The sequence below is a fragment of the Ignavibacteriales bacterium genome, assembly GCA_016709765.1.
Lineage (GTDB): Bacteria > Bacteroidota > Ignavibacteria > Ignavibacteriales > Ignavibacteriaceae > IGN3.
Genome location: JADJMD010000014.1, coordinates 301,092 through 319,762 on the forward strand (window position 1 = coordinate 301,092; position 18,671 = coordinate 319,762).

22 protein-coding genes and 1 pseudogene are annotated in these 18,671 nt (G+C 33.3%); all 23 read right to left on the reverse strand.

Going from position 1 to position 18,671, the window contains the following annotated elements:
* Nucleotides 1-300: 300 nt before the first annotated feature.
* Nucleotides 301-2,160 carry a PAS domain S-box protein gene (locus IPJ23_16855; GenBank protein MBK7632339.1) on the reverse strand — a complete coding sequence of 620 codons (1,860 nt, stop codon included), beginning with the start codon at nt 2,158-2,160 and terminating at the stop codon, nt 301-303.
* A complete protein-coding gene (locus IPJ23_16860) occupies nt 2,147-2,806 on the reverse strand; it encodes a hypothetical protein (protein MBK7632340.1) in 660 nt (219 codons plus the stop codon). The genes IPJ23_16855 and IPJ23_16860 overlap by 14 nt, the downstream gene beginning before the upstream one ends.
* Before the next feature lie 63 nt (nt 2,807-2,869).
* Complete coding sequence (locus IPJ23_16865; protein MBK7632341.1) at nt 2,870-3,529, reverse strand: response regulator; 660 nt, start codon at nt 3,527-3,529, stop codon at nt 2,870-2,872.
* Nucleotides 3,526-3,918, reverse strand: a complete 393-nt coding sequence (locus IPJ23_16870) for a response regulator (protein ID MBK7632342.1) — start codon at nt 3,916-3,918, stop codon at nt 3,526-3,528. Before IPJ23_16870 ends, IPJ23_16865 begins: the two co-directional genes overlap by 4 nt.
* On the reverse strand, nt 3,915-4,700 hold the full coding sequence (locus tag IPJ23_16875; GenBank protein MBK7632343.1) for an OmpA family protein: 786 nt from the start codon (nt 4,698-4,700) through the stop codon (nt 3,915-3,917). Before IPJ23_16875 ends, IPJ23_16870 begins: the two co-directional genes overlap by 4 nt.
* Complete coding sequence (gene motA, locus IPJ23_16880) at nt 4,701-5,558, reverse strand: flagellar motor stator protein MotA (protein MBK7632344.1); 858 nt, start codon at nt 5,556-5,558, stop codon at nt 4,701-4,703.
* 1 nt (nt 5,559) lies between these two features.
* The gene (locus tag IPJ23_16885; GenBank protein MBK7632345.1) at nt 5,560-6,276 is read right to left on the reverse strand and encodes a response regulator; all 717 of its coding nucleotides are present in this window, start codon (nt 6,274-6,276) and stop codon (nt 5,560-5,562) included.
* A gap of 3 nt (nt 6,277-6,279) precedes the next feature.
* The gene (csrA, locus tag IPJ23_16890; protein ID MBK7632346.1) at nt 6,280-6,516 is read right to left on the reverse strand and encodes a carbon storage regulator CsrA; all 237 of its coding nucleotides are present in this window, start codon (nt 6,514-6,516) and stop codon (nt 6,280-6,282) included.
* Nucleotides 6,517-6,520: 4 nt separating this feature from the next.
* Complete coding sequence (gene fliW, locus IPJ23_16895; protein ID MBK7632347.1) at nt 6,521-6,913, reverse strand: flagellar assembly protein FliW; 393 nt, start codon at nt 6,911-6,913, stop codon at nt 6,521-6,523.
* Nucleotides 6,914-6,923: 10 nt separating this feature from the next.
* Nucleotides 6,924-7,511 (reverse strand): annotated as a pseudogene (locus tag IPJ23_16900) (OmpA family protein).
* A gap of 83 nt (nt 7,512-7,594) precedes the next feature.
* Nucleotides 7,595-8,398 carry a MotA/TolQ/ExbB proton channel family protein gene (locus IPJ23_16905; GenBank protein ID MBK7632348.1) on the reverse strand — a complete coding sequence of 268 codons (804 nt, stop codon included), beginning with the start codon at nt 8,396-8,398 and terminating at the stop codon, nt 7,595-7,597.
* The gene (gene flgL, locus IPJ23_16910) at nt 8,395-9,651 is read right to left on the reverse strand and encodes a flagellar hook-associated protein FlgL (GenBank protein ID MBK7632349.1); all 1,257 of its coding nucleotides are present in this window, start codon (nt 9,649-9,651) and stop codon (nt 8,395-8,397) included. Before flgL ends, IPJ23_16905 begins: the two co-directional genes overlap by 4 nt.
* 1 nt (nt 9,652) lies before the next feature.
* The gene (gene flgK, locus IPJ23_16915; GenBank protein MBK7632350.1) at nt 9,653-11,011 is read right to left on the reverse strand and encodes a flagellar hook-associated protein FlgK; all 1,359 of its coding nucleotides are present in this window, start codon (nt 11,009-11,011) and stop codon (nt 9,653-9,655) included.
* A gap of 9 nt (nt 11,012-11,020) precedes the next feature.
* The gene (gene flgN / locus IPJ23_16920; GenBank protein MBK7632351.1) at nt 11,021-11,476 is read right to left on the reverse strand and encodes a flagellar export chaperone FlgN; all 456 of its coding nucleotides are present in this window, start codon (nt 11,474-11,476) and stop codon (nt 11,021-11,023) included.
* Nucleotides 11,466-12,293 carry a transglycosylase SLT domain-containing protein gene (locus IPJ23_16925; GenBank protein ID MBK7632352.1) on the reverse strand — a complete coding sequence of 276 codons (828 nt, stop codon included), beginning with the start codon at nt 12,291-12,293 and terminating at the stop codon, nt 11,466-11,468. The genes flgN and IPJ23_16925 overlap by 11 nt, the downstream gene beginning before the upstream one ends.
* 1 nt (nt 12,294) lies before the next feature.
* Entirely contained in the window at nt 12,295-13,389 is a 1,095-nt protein-coding gene (locus tag IPJ23_16930) for a flagellar basal body P-ring protein FlgI (protein ID MBK7632353.1), read from the reverse strand.
* 8 nt (nt 13,390-13,397) lie between these two features.
* Entirely contained in the window at nt 13,398-13,967 is a 570-nt protein-coding gene (locus IPJ23_16935) for a flagellar basal body L-ring protein FlgH (GenBank protein ID MBK7632354.1), read from the reverse strand.
* Nucleotides 13,968-13,971: 4 nt separating this feature from the next.
* Complete coding sequence (gene flgA, locus IPJ23_16940) at nt 13,972-14,607, reverse strand: flagellar basal body P-ring formation protein FlgA (GenBank protein ID MBK7632355.1); 636 nt, start codon at nt 14,605-14,607, stop codon at nt 13,972-13,974.
* A 12-nt stretch (nt 14,608-14,619) separates the two neighbouring features.
* On the reverse strand, nt 14,620-15,417 hold the full coding sequence (flgG, locus tag IPJ23_16945; protein MBK7632356.1) for a flagellar basal-body rod protein FlgG: 798 nt from the start codon (nt 15,415-15,417) through the stop codon (nt 14,620-14,622).
* A gap of 20 nt (nt 15,418-15,437) precedes the next feature.
* Nucleotides 15,438-16,139: a flagellar hook basal-body protein gene (locus IPJ23_16950; protein ID MBK7632357.1), complete on the reverse strand. Its 702-nt coding sequence runs from the start codon at nt 16,137-16,139 to the stop codon at nt 15,438-15,440.
* A gap of 23 nt (nt 16,140-16,162) precedes the next feature.
* On the reverse strand, nt 16,163-16,480 hold the full coding sequence (locus IPJ23_16955; protein ID MBK7632358.1) for a hypothetical protein: 318 nt from the start codon (nt 16,478-16,480) through the stop codon (nt 16,163-16,165).
* Between the two features lie 2 nt (nt 16,481-16,482).
* Nucleotides 16,483-17,784, reverse strand: a complete 1,302-nt coding sequence (locus tag IPJ23_16960) for a HAMP domain-containing histidine kinase (protein ID MBK7632359.1) — start codon at nt 17,782-17,784, stop codon at nt 16,483-16,485.
* Complete coding sequence (locus IPJ23_16965) at nt 17,781-18,665, reverse strand: HDOD domain-containing protein (GenBank protein MBK7632360.1); 885 nt, start codon at nt 18,663-18,665, stop codon at nt 17,781-17,783. Before IPJ23_16965 ends, IPJ23_16960 begins: the two co-directional genes overlap by 4 nt.
* Between the last annotated feature and the right edge of the window lie 6 nt (nt 18,666-18,671).

Genomic DNA, 18,671 nt, shown 5'->3' on the forward strand with positions numbered 1-18,671 from the left:
TCCCTTTCCAACACTTTCAAAAATCGATTGGCTTATTTGATTTGACTCCACCTGAATCTGATATTTGAACTTGATATATTTTACAAGTTAAGTGCCAGCAAGAGAATTGAAAATTCTCAAAATGAATCCCATCCCACTACAATTTTTGACGCTAAAAGTGTTTGTTTAACCTTTAAATTCACATTTCGTTCTTGTATTGATAATACAGATGTGTAAAAAAATCCGATTGGTTAATATTGTGCAGCGATATCAAAACTAAAAAACAATTAACTCAATTTGCAAAATCAGAAAATAAAATTGTTACTGTTGGATTTTCATCACAGGAAAAATAAGTGTAACCTTGGTACCGGTTTGTTTACGACTAACAATTTCGAACAAGCCGCCCATCAATTTTGTTAGTTTGCTAGCGATTGCTAATCCCAATCCCGCGCCCTGATATTTTCTTGTATAGCCTTGCTCTTCTTGCGAAAATGGTTCAAGTAAAAACTTAATATCTTCCTGATTCATTCCTTCACCAGTATCGGTAATAGTTATGTAAGCAAATTGGCTAAACACAAAAGATCGTAAAACAACTTTACCATTAGTTGTGTATTTGATAGCGTTTTCTGTAATTGCAGAAACAATTTTTTCAAGTTTCATCCAGTCAGTTTTTATTACAACTTCCTGATCCGCAAGTTCAAGTACAAGTTCTATTCCTTTTTTGTTAGCTTTTTGATGAAGCTTATTATAAGCTGATTTTAGAACCTGATTACAATTAAGATAGACATAATCAAAAATCATTTCACTCGATTCAATTTCAGACATATCAATTATGTGGTCAAACAAATGTGATACTCTTGATAGAACCTCTTTTACAAGTACAACTAATTCAGAAACAGTTTTATAATCATTTGTTTTGATGCTTTCTTCTAAAATTTCTGCGTAACCGGAAATTGCATTAAACGGTGTTCTAATTTCGTGAGACATATTTTCTATGAATGAAGATTTTAGTTTGTTCAACTGAACTTCTTTTTCATAAGCCGCACTCATTTTATTTTGATAATTTTGTTGATCTGTCACATTGTTAAAATTTATCATTATAAAGGATTCATCTTCAGTGCTAATATCCATTAACGATACTTTACACTGGTAGTGAATCTGATTGTACTTTGCTTTAAACTCAACAAAAGGCAGAGAATCCTGCAAAAGTATTTCTGCGTTTTTAAGAACAAGTTTCAGAAGATCATTTGTAAAAACTAACTTTAAATCCACATCAGCAAGTTTTGTTTTATCCAAATCAAAAATTCTAAAAAAACCATTGTTGCCAGTTTCAAAAAACAGTTTATCTTTATTGCGTTTAATAATAAAAAGTGGATCGCGGATATTATTTATAATCGATTTTAATTTATTCTCAGATTCTTTAACAATGATATTTTTTTGAACATAATCAGTTATATCATGTGCAATCATCATAAAAGTATTTGATGATGTGCCGGCGTTTGAAAAAGGCGTAAGCTGTAATTCTTTAAATAATATTTTACCTTTATCTTTAAACGAAATAATCTTAACCCAGCTTTGCTTTAAAAAGAAAGCCCGCTCAGCAGTTAGCAAATCAGCTTTTGATAAGAAGTTTTCTAACGGAACACAAAAAAACTTTTCGTATAATTCATCAATTGTAAAACCAAGAATGTTTTCCATCGATCTGGATAGAAAAGAAATTTTACCGCTTGCATCAATAGTCATTACAGGAAGGTTGGCATATTCAATTGCTGCGTGAATTGAGTTTATTCTGTTTTCAAGAATAACTTCCCGTTCTGTTAGATGAAAAACTATAAAGAGATATTGTGTGTTATCTAATTCTATTTTTTCAATCTCAGCATCATACTCACCAAAAGATGATTCAGATAAATTTTTAATACGCAAGTTTATACTGATGTTGGAATAACTGCTCTCGTTAAAATCAGAAAGGAGTTCCGCAATATTTGCATCCGTTTGCATTCCGGAAATATTATTAATACTGTTTAATCCAAAAGCTATTTGTGCAGATTGGTTTGAATAGATTATTGAATTGTTTCTGTTTAAAACAATGATGGGTTTACATTCTACCGTGGCATTAATTGGAATGTTTTCCCCGTAATCAGAAATCTCTTCCTGTACTTCAAGTTCTTTATAACTTAACATTTATCTGCTGTATTCTGATTAATTTTTTATCTTCGGGATTATAAACACTAATTCTTAATTCTTTGCTAAATGTTTCGCCAACTATTTTTTCAACAAAGAAAATCACATTTCGATGTATAAGTGAAATTTCATATCGTAAATAATTCTGCGATTCATCAATCAAAAAATCATTAACCTCTGGGCTGTTAGAGTTTTTTGAAATTATGCTATCATAAGAATTGAATCTATCAAACAAACGATTTAGATATTGTGTATCTGTTGCAATAACAGGTTCAGTGTATACTTCAGAATCAAAATCAAAAGAAAGAAGAATTTGATATTTGCGTGTTGATGAGCTTATGAATCCTTCATTGATGATTTTATAAACAATGTTATTTGATCGGCAATCGTGTATGTTTACTTTTGTTTGAAATAAAAAATTGTCGATACCAAATTCTATCAAGAACTCCTCATTCACACTGTGTTCTAAGGATTTTAAATTCCATTTAAGTTGAGATAGATATTTGAAGGCATTTGAAAAACTTAACGAATCAGAAATACTTGATTTGCCACTGGAGATTCCGGGTAAAGTATGTAACCCACCCACAAAACGTGAATTGTTTTTAAATTCCGAAGCGGATGCGATATTTTCGATTTTTTTTAGCATTTTCCCAGTTCTCCACTCTATTATCGAAAATAAAAGAGAATAATTGAGACTGAAAAAAGAAAATTAATCCAATTTTAGCATATTACTATCATCAGAATAATTGATGATTTGGGGGTTTTCTAGGTGTGTTAATTGTTGTACAAAAGTCTGGATTCTTTCAATTGCCTGCTTCATTATTTCAAAATCTTCTTCAGTTTGATCAGAAGATTTGATAGCTGAGGATTCAATTAAGTTATTCATTGCAATTTTAAGGCTGCTTAGAGGATTATTAATTTTATGCCCAATAGTGCATGCAAGTTCTATAACGGCTTTTGAGTGTTCGATGTTTTTGAGTTCTCTTTGCAGATTAAAAATTCTAATTCCAGATCTAATTCTTGCAACAAGTTCCTGGTTTTCAATTGGCTTCATTAAAAAGTCATCCGCGCCAACATCCAACCCTGTAACGCGATCTCTTAACGAAGTACGAGCTGTGAGAATAATGTAATAAATAATTTTTAACTTTTCATTTTGTTTAATCTGATTACACAATTCCAGACCATCCATAATAGGCATAGTCCAGTCAGCAAGAATAACTTTTGGTGTAAATGTTTCAAGAAGTTTAAGAGCTTCTTGTCCATTATTAGCCGTAATAACTTCAAAATTATTTTTGGTTAAAAGTTTTTCAAGAATAAAGCGTGTGTCGCGCTCATCTTCTACAACTAATATTTTATCTTTTTCAATCAACTTGCTAAGTAGTTATTTATTTTTGTTAAAAATCGATTATAATCTAAAATTGGTTTAGTAACTATTTCTTCAGCATTTGTTTCACTTAAAAAATGCCTTAACTGGCTTGATAGCGAAGACGCAGTTACTAAAACTAAAGGTATATTTTTTGTACGTTCATCAGATTTAATTATCTGTGATAATTTAATACCATCAATTTTTTCACCATTAAGATAAGTATTACTTAGGTTTATATCCATAAGAATAAGACCGACCTCTTGCGTTAATAAAGTATCAAATATTTTATCACCATTATCGGTAATTACAGTATCATATCCATTTTTATTAAAGAACATTGAATAAAACTGCTGAGTGATCTTATCGTCTTCAACTACAATTAATTTTTTCACTTTGGCTCCTCTGTAGCAAATTTTATTATTACACTTATTCTTCGGTTTACAAGATTATACGGATCATTCTTATCTGATAATCTTGTATCTGCGTATCCACGCACTTCATCAATTCTTCTGGAATCAAGCCCGCCAGATACAAGAATTCTTCGAGCTGAGTTTGCTCTTTCTGAGCTTAATTCAAAATTTGTGTAACCAATTCCATCGTTGGAATATGGTCTGGAATCTGTGTGTCCTTCGATTATTAATTTATTTGGAATTACAATTAAATTTTTTCCGATTTCTTTTAATAATTTTTGTGCTTCAGGTCGTAACTCAGATGTACCGATTTCAAAAAAAGCATCGTCGTTGGATTCCACCATTTCGATTTTTAATCCCTCATTCACAATTTCCATTTTCACTTGGTCCATCAAGTTTGTGAATTCACCACTTGCAGAAAGATCACTAACTATTGAGTCTTTCATCGCATTAAGTTTTTCAACTTCCAGTTCTCTTTGTTTTATTTTATCAAGCATACTTGTTGCACTATCTGTAGGAAGTTGCATCATTCCATCAAGCACAGAAATAGCTTTCATCTTTTCAGAAAATCCTACAGGGTCTTTAAAATAACCTGCAACGCTTTGAACGATTTTTTCATCTTGTCCTAAAATCCATAACACAATAAAAAGCGCCATCATGGCTGTAACAAAATCAGCATAAGCAACTTTCCAGGCGCCGCCATGGTGCCCGCCGTGCTTATTGATTTTCTTTACAACAATTATATTTTCTTCGCCGCCTTTCATTTATTCTGTTTTGCCTCTCATAAAATTCTCCAATTCACTAAAGGTTGGTCTCTCTTCAGAAAAAATTGTTCGCCTTGCAATTTCAACAGCAATAATTGGTGGATTGCCTTTTGCATAAGCTACAACGCAGGCTTTAATTGTTTCAAGGTATCTCATTTTTTCTTCGAGTCCGACTTCCAAATTTGTAGCTAACGGACCAACAAATCCGTACGCTATTAAAACACCGAGAAAAGTTCCAACCAAAGCGGCAGCAACGTGATGTCCGACTGTTGCGGCACCTTCGTCAATTGAGCCCATTGTTATAATAATGCCTAATACAGCGGCTACAATTCCAAGACCCGGAAAAGCATCGCCCATTTTTGTGATTGCATTTATTGCCGGTTTTGTTTCTGCTTCAAGTGTTCCTATTTCAGCATCGATTAAATTTTCTAATTCGTGAGGTGGTACGCCACCGGAGAGCATTACTTTCATCGTGTCACAGAAAAAGTTTTTTGCTAACTCATTGTGTAAAAATCTTGGGCTTTTTGATAGGATATCACTTTCTTCAGGATTTTCTATATGTTTTTCTATTGCAAGTAATCCATCTCTTTGAGCTAGAAGAAAAAGATCATTAAACGCTTTTAACAGTTCAAGATATTCTTCTTTAGAATATGCGTGTGATTTGAAAACGCCGGGAATTGTTTTTATGATTTTTTTAATAACACCTATTGGCGCAGAAATCAGTAAACTGCCCACAGCGGCACCAACAATTACAATAAACTCTGCGGGTTGAATAAGAAGCACAACATCACCGCCGGCAAACATAAAGCCGCCAACAACCGATACTGTAACAACAACTATTCCTATAATAACAAACATTTTATTTCTCCACGTTTAACTCAAATTGAGTTTTTGGTACAAGGGAAAACAATTTTTCACATTGAGTTATAATAAAGTTCCAATCAACTCTATCGGAAGCGAGGTTAAACTCTAAGTTTCTGCAAATATCGCTTACCATTGGCAAACCAACTGTTTTTCCCACCCCTTTTATTTGGTGAAAGATTACTCTTAATTTATTTCTATCTCTTAAACTCACAGAATCAACAATAATTTTTTTTTGTGATGGAAATGATTCTATAAAAATCTTCTGAAGGTCGTTTACAACTTCATCATGAAAATCAATTGATTGAATTTCAGCATTAATTTTTCTTTCTAATTCAAAGCCAATCAGTTCGTTAACAGCATTAATCAGATCATCTATATTAAAAGGCTTGATAATAACTTTATCAGCTCCATTTTCCATAGCCGCAAGCATATTGCTTTTGTTTACGTTGCCGCTTAGAATGATTACGGGAATATTCTTTAATTCATCAATAACTTTTTTTATCTGTAGGGTTTTTATTCCATCAAGATTTGGCATAAGAATATCAAGAATAATAATATCAGGTTTATGAGAAAGCGCTTTTTGAATACCAAACAAACCATCTTCAGAACTTTCAGTTTTGCAGATGTATTCATCAAACAATCTTGTTAAAGAAGTTCTTGTTAAATCAGAATCATCAATAATTAAAATCAGTGGGTTTTTATTTCTGATCATACATTAATCAATCTTTTTGATTTTGAGTTTTGTTAAATCCGCAGGTATCTCTTTAATGGATTTTATTGCTTTTACAGAACTTTCTTTTACTTTATCGTAAAGCTCAGTTCTAACAATTTGTATATTCTGAGGAGCGTCGATTCCAATCTTAACGGTATTGTCTGATAATGAAATAATCTTTACAGTTATACCGCTGCCGATTTTAATTTCTTCGTTTAATTTTCTGGTTAGTATTAACATTTTTTTAACTTTGATTTTCTTCAACAAAAAGATTGTAGTCAATAGGGTATTTATCGCTATCTATAATTTTTTGAAATCCGCTCTTTGCATCCTGATTAATGTAAACGGGAGCTTTAAGATTTACTTTAACATCAGCTGGATTTTTACTCATAACTACAATTCCAAATGCTTCGTTATCATCTAACACAGGAAATTTTTTATCAATTATTCTTAGCCCGATTAAAGGGAAAGCTATTTCGGGCTCTTCAATAGAGTTGAGCCAGTAGAAAATATCGTCCTCTGGTTTGATAAAAAGATATTTGTGAAGGTTTTCCAATCCGAAAAGGCCTTCTGCAAAACTGATAACCAAATCTTCAGTGTATTCAATTTCGCCAAAATGATATGTCTTTATTTTCATATTCCTAATTTTATTTTATGATTATAATATCTACTCTTCTGTTTGTGGCTCTGCCGTATACTGATTCATTTGAGTCTAAAGGTTTGTACTCCGAAAATCCTACGATGGAAAGTTTTTCCGGATCCAAACCCTGTTCAGTCATCAAATAATAAGCCGTACTTAAAGCACGCGCCACAGATAAATGCCAGTTAGATGGAAACTGTGATGTATTAATTGGGATATTATCTGTATGTCCTTCAATTCTAACATCATTTGGCAATTTCTTAATAATTGCTGCAAGTTGCTGCAAAACAATTTTTGAACTTTTCTTTAATTCTGCACTTCCCGAAGGAAAAACAATATCTTCAAGAATGTGAATTGTAACTCCCCGCGAATTTTCTTCAAGTTTTATTGAACTTGTGTAATTATTTTTTTCTATCAAACTATTTATGTCTGATTTCAAATTTCCCAGTGGCGGTGCAATCGGTACTTCTGAATCTGGAATAACTTTAATAGTTTGAGTTGGTCCACCGAAAACATTACCGATAGCATTTACCATTTTCTCGTACTTTTGTACGTCAAGATTTGACGCTGTATATAGTAAAATAAACAGCCCGAGCAACAGAGTTATAAGATCTGCATACGTAATAAGGTAACGGTCTTTCTCTCCACCTTCAGAAAAAGGTGATTCTTCAAACTCATCTACCTGAATCTTTTTTCGAACTCTCTTTGAGGAAGCATGCTCTCTTGTTCTTTTTGGGATAGCATGCTTACCAATCTTGACTTCACCAAAGCCGGGACTTCCCCACTCTGTAATGCCAAGACCCCCTGTAATGAGAGTTCCATCATTTGTTTCTCTTCTTGATGACATTTTTTTAATTTATCTGCAATTGGTAACCAAATTAAGTTTGCACTAAAAACACCCCAAAGTGTTGCGATGAATGCAGTGGCAATACTTTTAATTAATGAATTGGGATCAGCACCAGCGTGTGAAAGTGCCATTATCAATCCCATAACAGTTCCAAGAATTCCCATTGTCGGCGCGTATCCGCCCATTTTTGTAAAAATAAAAATATTAGAGTAATGTCTTTCCTGCACAGATTTAATTTCAAGTTCAGCTAGATCTTGCAAAGAGTCCGGATCCGTTCCATCAACAGCATTGCGTAATAATTTTTTAGCAAAAAAGTAATCAACTTTATTTATATCTCTATCAAGTGCAAGCAAACCTTCTTTTCTTGCTTTATACGAAAACTGAACAATCGAATTTATTACTCTTTTAGGTTCAAACTTTTGAGGAAAGTACGCAAGCCTCATCAATCTGAACATGTTTACAAAATTTTCATATCCAAAACCGATTATTACCGCTGCAAATGTTCCTCCGAAAACAATAATAATTGGTGGAATTAAGAACAGAGCATTTACAGATCCACCCTCGAGCACAAAAGCCCCAAAGATGGATAGAACTCCTAAAATTAATCCGTTAAATGCGCTGTATTTTTTTATCATATGTAATCAAGTAACGTCTTTTGTAAAATCATTGAACCAAGTTTTTGTGATATTTGTAATAAGTAATCTTGGTTTTGTAAATCAACCACAGCTTTTGCGATATCAACACCATTTTCATTCTGAGCCAATTCCATCAAATTATATGTTTGCTGTTCTAACATACTTTGCAAAGTTGAAATCTGATTTATTGTATTACCAACCTGCGATTGTTTAGATGTAAGACGTGAATTAAAATTTTCAACAGCGGCAATTTGCTCGTTGCTTGGAACAATTCCGTTTCTTAAATCATTGCTAAGCTGTTTAAGTGTGTTAAAAATATTTGTTGGTTGATTTGCACTTAAACTTATACTTGTTGCTGAACTATTTTCTGAAAGTGTTTTAAGATTCATTGTAAACTGAATTCTGTTTGCCGGAACTTCCACTGCAAAAGATAAATCTGAAGTTGATCCATCCACAGAAACTAAGTTTCCGTTTAAGTTGTTAAACACAAGTGTTTTAGCTCCCGGTGGAGCTGTAAATACGGTGGCACCGCCGCCATCAACAATATCATAAGTCATTTGATAAGTATTAGCTGCTGTTTTTTGATAGTTAGTTTGCAGTTGATATTCATTTCCCAAATCATCGTGAATCGTAGAATTAACATTTGTAACCGTTCCGACTACGTCTGCTGTGTTAAAAAATCCTTTTGAGGAAACTATAGTCCCAAATAAATCTAATCCGGGCATATTTATACTTTGCACAACACTTTGTGAAAACTTAACATTTATTTTACCACTCGTATCTGTATTTGATTGATATGATTGATTGTCAGATGAAATTCCATAAGGTTCGCTTGAATAGTCCGTTCCGCCAAAAATATATTTTCCATCGGATTTTGAGTTTGAAGTTTCTAACATAATCTTTAATGAGTTGTCAATCATATCAGCATAAACTTCTAAGTTGGTTTGATTGATTGGGTTTTGAAGTTCAGTTAATTTGCCAACAATACTCATAGCTTCTGATTGCATTGATTCCATTGCAAAAATTGTTTCATCCAAAAATGACAAACTGTTCTGAATATTTTTTTTATAAGTTTCAGTTTGACCCATCTGATCTGAAATCCGGAAAAGTCTGGAAGTACCAACAGGTGAATCGGATGGTTTCTCAATTTTATTTCCACTCATTATTTGTTTATTTAGAGTAGAAATTCTGTCTTTTATTTTGTTTGTATTTCCAATGTAATTATTAGAAATTATTAAATCACTTATGCGCATTTTACACCATATTTAAAATTGTTTGTAACATGTCATCAGCAATTGTGATGAGTTTAGCAGATGCCTCATACGTTCGTTGAAACTTCAATACATTTGTCATTTCTTCATCAACAGAAACACCGGATTGCGAAGCTCTTAATTGACCAAGCTCATCCAGAACCATCTGGTTGGCTTGTGTATAATTATTTTGCAGCATTCCGTCATTGCCAAGTCCGTTAATCATTGAGGCGTAACTTTCCTGTAAGGTGTTACCGTTCAATAATTTTGAATCTGTAAGTTGCGCGATACGTATTGCAATTTCTCCATTACCTTCAGTTCCATCCAATGAAATTGCAATTTTATTTGGATCATCAATAAGTTCAGAATTAATTATCAGTTCGCCGTTTACATAACCTTCAAAGAAATTAAGTCCTGTTTCCTGCGGATCAGAAATTGTGTAACCATTAACGTGTTCGCCGTTTACAGCTTCAACAAGCTTGGCAATTACACCATCAAGTTTTTGCTGGTAGGCCGGAATCTTTTTTGAATAGACTTGGGAGAGTGCATTAAGTTCACCACCGGTTAATACAATCGGGTAAGTCCCATCTTTTACTTTTAAATTTATTTTGCCATTCACCTCTTCAGCAACAAATTCTGCTGAATGCATTCTATCAACAGCAAGAGCTCCACCGATTGAAATTACTGCTGAGTTTGTGTTATCGTAAACCACATTAATATTTACAAGATTACTTAGTTCATCAACCAGAGCATCACGTTTATCCAATAGATCATTAACAGGAACACCATTATAAGCGTTTGAAAATTGCTCGTAATTAATTTGATGTATCTGATCTAAAATCGTATTTACAGAATTTACTTTTTGCTGAAACTCTTGTTTAATATCGCCTTTTAGAGTATTTAATGATTGATTTATAGAAGTTACTTTTGCTGAAAGATTATTTGCAGCATTTAAAACATTCGTTCTTAAAGGTGATGAATTTGGAGTAACAGCAAGTTCATTAAAACTGCTAAAAAAGGTTGTCATCAAATTTGATATGCCAAGATCTGAAGGTTCGGAAAATATTTTCTCTACATCGCCTACTAATTGGCTTTGCCTGTTGCTGTCTGAAAATTTTTGATTTGTACCGATAATATGGGCGTCAACTAACCGATCTCTTACACGCGAAACATCTGCAATCTTTACACCGTTGCCCCAAACTAATCCTGCAGTAAGATTTGAGGTTTCCGTTGCAAGCATAATTCGCTGGCGTGAATAATTGGGATTTGCAGAGTTAACAATATTATGCGACGTCACTTCCAGCGCTCTTCTGTAAACGGCTAAGCTTCGTGAAGATATGTCAAATATTTTTGTTAATGCCATTGTGTTGCTCTAAATTTTTCTATCAAAAAAATTTTCTTTTTTTGTACCAAGAATATTTTTGATTAAGTCGCGTATGAACTGTCTTGAATTACTAATGATTATTTCATTCTGTGAATTCAGTAAAAGAACTTCTTTAACCTTTTCTAATAAAATGGTTCTAACCTGGTTAAACTCTTCAGAAACTTCAGGATCAATCGCTAATAAAACATCGGCTAACTTATCCATGCCTTCATTTTTATCAACTTCAATTTTATAATGCTTTAAAGCCATCGTAACTGCATTAGATCTTCGTTCTTCACAGTCTTTAACGCGATTAAGAATTTTTTCTTCCTTATCAATTGCAATTTCAATATCATCAAGTTCGCTATTAACTATTGATCTTTGCAATAACTTTAACGTATTAATAAAATCACTTAATAAAGTAATTTGTTCATAAGTTAGTTTTAAAATTTCGTCATAGTACATTTTTCGGCTCCTCAAAATTCTTAAGATATCCAATTACACGCTTTACATATGTTTGAGTTTCTGTAAAAGGTGGAATTCCATTGTATTTATCAACATTTCCAGGTCCTGCGTTATATCCGGCTAAAGCAAACTTTAGGTCTCCATTGTATTTTCGAAGAAGTTGGGACAAATATTTAGCCCCGCCCATAATATTTTCTTTTGGATCAAAAACATTGTTAATTCCCAAGTATTGTGCGGTCGAATCAATAATCTGCATCAAGCCTTTTGCGCTTGCAGTTGAAACTGCATTTTCTTTAGCGGAAGATTCTGCAAGTATTACAGATTTAATGATATTTTTATCAACTCCGTAAGTTTCTGAGGCTTGATTAATAATTTCATCATATTTACTTAATCTTGTTAAAGATTGGTTTGATGGTTCAACAACAGGAATTTCTGTACTGCTGCTTGTTACTTCAATCTTTGGTTGATTTTTTAGCGGAGTTAATTTTGGATTTAAAACTTCAGTTGATAAAGTTTCACCTGTTAATCTTTTATAAATTTCATCAGCTACTCCAAGCCCTGTTCCTTTAGAAATCTTATCAGCAATTTCAAACTGAAAAATGGAATCAAAAAAATCTCCGCCAAAATTACTTTCACCAAACATTCCGCCGCTTGTAGTTTGATTCATACTTTTTAGCATCATTGATGTTAATAAACTTTCAAACTGTTTAGAAACATCCGCCATTCTTTGTTTTTCAGAAAGCGAAAGATTTTTTGCTTCCGGTGTAAATGGAATGTGTTTCTGTTCGTTAGTTATTTTTAAACTTAAATCGTTCATTTTAGATGATAACTAATTCTGCTATTAGAGCGCCCGCTTCTTTAAGTGCTTGAAAAATTGCAATAATTTCTTTTGGCGTAACTTTTAATGAATTAAGAGCGCTTGCAACTTCCTGTACATTAGATGCGCCGGAGATTGCAATTGTGTTTGTTGAATCCTGTGTTGCATAAGGCACTAAATTGTTTACCACAGCCGTATTACCGTTTGAAAAAGCACCAGGCTGAGAAACAATTGGATAATTTTCAATAGTAATATTTAAACTGCCGTGTGTAATTGATACAGGTTTTATTTGAACATTTGTACCCGCAACTACAGTTCCTGTTCTTTCATTTAGAACTACCTTTGCAGCATAATCAGTTTCAACATTTAAAACTTCAAGCTCAGCAAGAAAACCTACAATATTAGTTTGCCTGTCTTTTGGGATAGTAACACGAATTTCCGATGCATCAATTGAAGTTGCGGCACTATCGCCAAATGTTGCATTAATAGAATTAGCAACATTGTTAGATGTTGTTAAATCAGGCATTCTTAAATAAACACTTATTTGTTTGTCGATAACAATTTCATTCTCAAGTGTTTCCTTCAAAATGCCGCCTTGCGGAACTCTGCCGGCAAGTGAATGATTTTTTGCAACTCTATTCCCGCTTGAGGTGTTATAATCATATCCGCCAATAGAAATCGAGCCTTGTGCAAAGGCGTAAACTTCACCCGCAATTCCGGAAAGTGGAGTCATCAAAAGAGTCCCACCAAGTAAACTTGTTGCATCGCCCATTGAAGAAACTGTAACATCAAACTTTGCACCTGGTTTGTAATTAGAATTTAGATTTGCGGTTACCATTACTGCGGCAACGTTTCTGGTCTTTACATCTGTTTGCGGAACTGTTATTCCAAATCTTTTTAACATACTTGTTATAGATTGCATAGTAAACTGAGTACGATAGCTATCGCCTGTTCCTGCTAATCCAACAACCAAACCATAGCCAATCACCTGTTCAGAATTATTGCCGGAAATTGTCGCAATATCTTTTATTCTTTGTGAATAGGCTAGTGACGACAAGACAATAAATACTAATATTAAAAGACTAAATCTTTTCATACTTCACCTTAAAAAATCCAATGGAAGAACTTTGTTAACCAGCCTGGCGATTGTGCATCATCTATAAGTCCGCTTCCTTCAAAACTTATTTCAGCATCAGAAATATTATAAGATAGAACGGAGTTGTCGGCTCTAACATCTGTTGCCCTAACAACTCCTTTAATATTTACTAATTGTTCTTCGCCGTTGATAGTAATTTTTTTACTGCCACTTATCAGCATATTTCCATTTTCAAGAACTGATTCAATTGTTGCACTAATTTTTGTTTGAATCATACCGGATGATTCTGTTGATCCGGAACCGCTAAAATCATTGTTGGAACCAACGCCTACATTTACTTCCGGAACATCAGTTGAGCTTACTTTCCCCGCGAGATTAAATCCAAGATCACTTTCTCTTGAGCTATTAGTTCTTGCTTTATTAGTTGCAAGTGAAGATTCCACAACTATAATTGTTATCGCATCGCCTATATTAGATGCTTTTTGATCGGAGAATAATGAGTAGTAAGAGTTTTTTCTCATATTCTGTGGGAATACTGCTGCGATTAGTAAAACAGAAATTAAAATTGCTTTTTTCATTTTATCACTCAACTATTACCTTGGTTGCGTCAATAATTCTTGCTTTAAATATTTTATTACCTGACGATACAAACTCAATTAAATCACCAGCACCGCCGTGTTGCCTTGCAAAAGCTTCCGTCGTCACAGTTACATTTCCATTTCTAACTTCTGCAAATACTTTATCACCTGAACTTATTAAAGGAATTTTTTCAATCTTTTCTTCAAAAAGGATTTCTCCTTTCTTAATAAAAGTTTTTGCACGATAATCTGTTAATGCACAATCAACACTTAATGGATTTCCATTAATTCTAGTTACGTCTAAAACTTTTTCTTCAAATCCTGAATTATGCAACAAATCTTTTCTTTCAAAATCTTTATTAGCCACTAAAAGTTTTTTTAACAATTGAACCTTAACTGAAACAATAGACGCAGAAGTTTTTTTTCCTTTTGTTGCAATAACCGGTATGTATGCAATACCCTTACCAAGGTTAATATTTCGCGTATAGTCAATTTCAATTTCATCATCAGATGAAAAATTTTGCTGAAGTCGTATCTCAATCTTTTGATACTCTGGGAACTCTTTCTGAAGGTATTGAAGAACTTTCTCTTCAAAAGTTTGAGAAAAAACTTGAACACTAAACAATATGAATATTAACAATCTCACTGCTTCTTATCTTTTAAGATTATTAGCCATTGTCATCATTTCTTCAACTGTCTTTACTGTTTTACTGCTTAGCTCGTAAGCACGTTGTGCAGTTATCATAGCAATCATTTCATCAACAACATCAACGTTTGAAGATTCCAGATAGCCTTGATGAAGTTCACCAAAACCATCAAAGCCAGGATTGCCAAGTATTGGTCTTCCGCTTTCAGGTGATTCTGAATATAGATTATCACCAAGCGCTAACAATCCCCCGGGATTTAAAAATCTTACCAATTGAATATTACCTACAGGAACTCTATTTCCATCGGATTGCTGCAGCTCAACGTTGCCATCCCTACTAATTACAACTCCAACAGAATTATCATCAAGAGAAATATCTGGGTCAAGCAAATAGCCTCCTGAAGTACAAAGATTTCCATCAGAGTTTAATTTGAATGAGCCATCACGCGTGTAAACTAGTGTTCCATCAACTTTTCTTACTTGAAAAAAACCTTCACCTTGTATTGCAACATCTAGAGGAGTATTGGTTGCAGTTATATCACCCTGCAAAAAAGATTTTTGTGTTGATGAGGGTTTTACTCCGTTTCCAACTTGCACAGTTCCTGTTCCGGAAGTTGAATTGCCGGGTGTGTTTGAGTTCACAGTATTTACCACAACTTCTTGATACATCAAATCCTGAAACTCAGCTTTACTTTTTTTAAATGCTGTTGTGTTCATGTTTGCCATATTATTCGAGATCACTTCTATATTGATCTGCTGTGCATACATTCCTGAAGCCGCTGTTCTTAATGCTCTGTTGCTCATACTAACCTCTTGTTACTATTTTAAATTCTTCCAAGATCATTTGCTTTTTCTAATGAACTATCTAAGTAATTAACCATCTTATATGCTGTCTCGTAATCTTTCGAAAGGTTAATCATGTTTTCTAATTCAATCATCGGGTTAACGTTTGATTCTTCTAAGTAACCCTGTCTTACTTCAAATTCTGATTCTAGAGCAAAATCCTGAATGTCTTGAGTTGTGTTAAAATTTAATCCCGTTTTTCGTTTTTCATAATCATCAATTTTTACTATAAGCAAATCTGCAACGTGTGTTTCGTTAATGCTAAGCGCACCGCTGTGAGAAATTTTAATATCTGTTTGCGCACCATTCATATATTCTATAAGACTTATTTCTCCGCCCTTGCCCATTACTTTATTCCCTTGTTCATTTACGAGAAATCCATCATCAGATACTTTAAAATTTCCTTTGCGCGTAAATTCATATCCGTTTTGTGATTGGATTGTGAACATTCCTTCACCAACTAATGCAAGATCCATTGGATTTGAGGTTTCAAAAATCTCACCTTGAGTAGTATCAACTGAGCTTCTTATCTGTGAATTTCCTTCGGCTTTTAAAATCTCAGAAAATAGGCCTTCACGTTTAAATCCAACAGTATTAATATTTGCTAAGTTTCCGGAAATCTTTTCCATGTTTTTATTTGCAGCCAAAAGGCTTCTAGCAGATTGATAAATTCCTTTAATCATTTTTGTTCACCGTTAATTAATTACTATTTACTACACATCTGTATTTTTGCGGCTAATAGAATTTCACCCGCTGGCATTTTTAATTTTTTTGATGTATTGATTAGCTGCTTTTGATTAACGTCATCAATATGTTTTGCTTTTTTCAAAAGCTGTTGTCTTTTCTTTTGTAACTTTTTATCGGAATGGATTAATAATTTTTCTTCGCGAAGTAGCCCGACATTGTGTTTAAACTGTGAATCTATATTTCTTTTCGATCCATTTCTCATAAAGAGAACATATGCAATTACAATAAGTAGAATTATAATTGCAGCTACTTTAATTATTAATAATCCTGTAATCATTTTTATTCTCTCATCTTCCTTTTTAATGGGAAAGAAAATATCAAGTTTGTACCGGTTCCGGATTCACTAATAAATCTCATTTCACCTTCGTGTTTATCCATAAGATGTTTTAAAATATTAATTCCAAACTCTTTGTCCTCTTTGGCTAACCCATCAATAGTATCTGTAAAAAGCATTTTAATAATAATTGTTTCGCTGCTGTAACGGCTTTGAATAATAATTCCCCCACCGGTTCCGCGTAATGGGTTTATCAAACTGAATGAATTAATCAATATCTGTTTTAAGCTGTTATAATTACTTAGAATTGATGGAATGTTTTCTTCAAGATCCAGAACGCACTCACACGAATCTGCGCGCAAACTGTGCTCGATAACTTTATAAAAATCATTAATAGCTGTGTTGATTGAACATGAATATAATTTAGGTTTGCTATCACTGTTGTTTATAAAGTTGCCTAAGCGATCGAGAATTTCTTTTATTGTGTGAACCTGGTTCCTGATAAAATCAGTTGCATCTGAATCAAGATCAGGGTTTTCTTTTTGAAGCAAATCGGAATAACTCATAATAACCTGCAGCGGTGAACCAATTTCTTCAATACTCTTGCTTGTTAGTTCGCCAATTGCTGCAAATTTAAAGTCATTAAAAAGTTTTGATTGAAGAATTTGATATTCTGAATATGTTTTATTTAGTTCATCTCTTAATCGAACAAATTCTAATTTTGCAAATGTTTGATTTAATATTGTTAGAAGTGTTCTATACTCAAATGAATCTTCACTTAAATATTTTAGATTTGTAAGCGAAGCCAAAACTCCTGAAAATCTGTTGTTACTAAATATCGGAACAACAAAACAAGTTAACCCTGAATTAACGGCCGCATTATCAACTTCCCAGGGTAAGAATTTTGCATTTTTAGATTCCGCAACCCAATCTAGAATTCCATTTTTTAAGAAGTTTTTTACGTAGTAATAAAGTTTTTGATTACAAGTTTTGTCAATTGGTTTACATTCGCTTGTTTTATCATCAAGAGAAAATATTTCTGCATCCATAAAAAATGAAAGTTTACTTATCTCATCTTTAAATGCAGCAATAATTTGTTCTGATTGATAAAGTGAATTTAGTTTTTCGGAAAACGCTAATAAATCTATCTGAACATTTCCGCCGGAAATTACACTTACCTGTTCACACGCTAGCGGCAAATTTGTTCTTTTCTTTAATTTGTATTTGCCGTCGCTTGCTTTTTCCAGTTGTTCAACCGAATTTAAAAATGGTAAATACGCCCGCCTGTTTTCTTTTAACAATCTCAATTTAAAAACCTTACAAATTCAATTTGATTCCAGAAAATATCTTTGTAACCATCTATAAATCTTTCAACATCAAGTTCTCGCTCAAGATTAAACTTTTGCATTGCAAACGGACTTAGAGTTACATCATTATCCCAAGGGGCGCTTGTAAGTTTTAATCTATTTGTAATGTAATCTGCAAGATTAACTACAGCACTTAAAACCGGACTTGAATTTGTTCCATCGGGTGAGTGATGAGTAAGTATTGGGTCCGATATTTCTTTGGGAAAGTTCCAGCGATCAAGTAAGAAATACCCAACTTGTTCGTGTGTCATTCCAAGTACATCCAATTCAGCTTCTCTGAAACTCATTCCTTTTGTTTCAACAAGTTCTGTAACATTAATAAAACTTGAATGTAAGTATCTATGTATAATTGATATTCCGATATCGTGTAAGAATCCTGCAATAAATGCTTCGCCGGAATTGTTAAAGCCAATATCCGAAGCAAGTTTTTTGCAAGCTGTTCCCGTTAGATAAGAGTGAAGCATAAATTCTTTTGAGTTGAGATATTTGTCTGTTTTATTTCTAAATGCTTCAGCAACAGAAAGAGCAGAGATGATATTTTTTAACTCACGATAACCAAGAACTAAAATTGCATACTCAATAGTTGTTACTTTTCTTTGCAGCCCGTATAAAGGCGAGTTTGCAATCGTTAAAATCTTTGTTAACAAAGCCTGATCTTTAGAAATAACCTTATTAAGCTCACCGGCTGTCGTGTATTTATTATCCAGAAGTTTAATTGTTTCAAACATTACTTTTGGAATTACCGGAAGGTTTACAACACTCGTCAGAACTTTTTCAGTTCTTTCTTTTTTCTGTAGAATGTCTTGAGTATCTGCTATCATTGTCTC

Coding starts and splice junctions, on each gene's coding strand:
- IPJ23_16855 (MBK7632339.1), bottom strand. CDS start 2,160: ATGTTAAGTTATAAAGAACTTGAAGTACAGGAAGAGATTTCTGATTAC.
- IPJ23_16860 (MBK7632340.1), bottom strand. CDS start 2,806: ATGCTAAAAAAAATCGAAAATATCGCATCCGCTTCGGAATTTAAAAAC.
- IPJ23_16875 (MBK7632343.1), bottom strand. CDS start 4,700: ATGAAAGGCGGCGAAGAAAATATAATTGTTGTAAAGAAAATCAATAAG.
- motA (MBK7632344.1), bottom strand. CDS start 5,558: ATGTTTGTTATTATAGGAATAGTTGTTGTTACAGTATCGGTTGTTGGC.
- IPJ23_16885 (MBK7632345.1), bottom strand. CDS start 6,276: ATGATCAGAAATAAAAACCCACTGATTTTAATTATTGATGATTCTGAT.
- csrA (MBK7632346.1), bottom strand. CDS start 6,516: ATGTTAATACTAACCAGAAAATTAAACGAAGAAATTAAAATCGGCAGC.
- fliW (MBK7632347.1), bottom strand. CDS start 6,913: ATGAAAATAAAGACATATCATTTTGGCGAAATTGAATACACTGAAGAT.
- IPJ23_16905 (MBK7632348.1), bottom strand. CDS start 8,398: ATGATAAAAAAATACAGCGCATTTAACGGATTAATTTTAGGAGTTCTA.
- flgL (MBK7632349.1), bottom strand. CDS start 9,651: ATGCGCATAAGTGATTTAATAATTTCTAATAATTACATTGGAAATACA.
- flgK (MBK7632350.1), bottom strand. CDS start 11,011: ATGGCATTAACAAAAATATTTGACATATCTTCACGAAGCTTAGCCGTT.
- flgN (MBK7632351.1), bottom strand. CDS start 11,476: ATGTACTATGACGAAATTTTAAAACTAACTTATGAACAAATTACTTTA.
- IPJ23_16925 (MBK7632352.1), bottom strand. CDS start 12,293: ATGAACGATTTAAGTTTAAAAATAACTAACGAACAGAAACACATTCCA.
- IPJ23_16930 (MBK7632353.1), bottom strand. CDS start 13,389: ATGAAAAGATTTAGTCTTTTAATATTAGTATTTATTGTCTTGTCGTCA.
- IPJ23_16935 (MBK7632354.1), bottom strand. CDS start 13,967: ATGAAAAAAGCAATTTTAATTTCTGTTTTACTAATCGCAGCAGTATTC.
- flgG (MBK7632356.1), bottom strand. CDS start 15,417: ATGAGCAACAGAGCATTAAGAACAGCGGCTTCAGGAATGTATGCACAG.
- IPJ23_16950 (MBK7632357.1), bottom strand. CDS start 16,139: ATGATTAAAGGAATTTATCAATCTGCTAGAAGCCTTTTGGCTGCAAAT.
- IPJ23_16955 (MBK7632358.1), bottom strand. CDS start 16,480: ATGATTACAGGATTATTAATAATTAAAGTAGCTGCAATTATAATTCTA.
- IPJ23_16965 (MBK7632360.1), bottom strand. CDS start 18,665: ATGATAGCAGATACTCAAGACATTCTACAGAAAAAAGAAAGAACTGAA.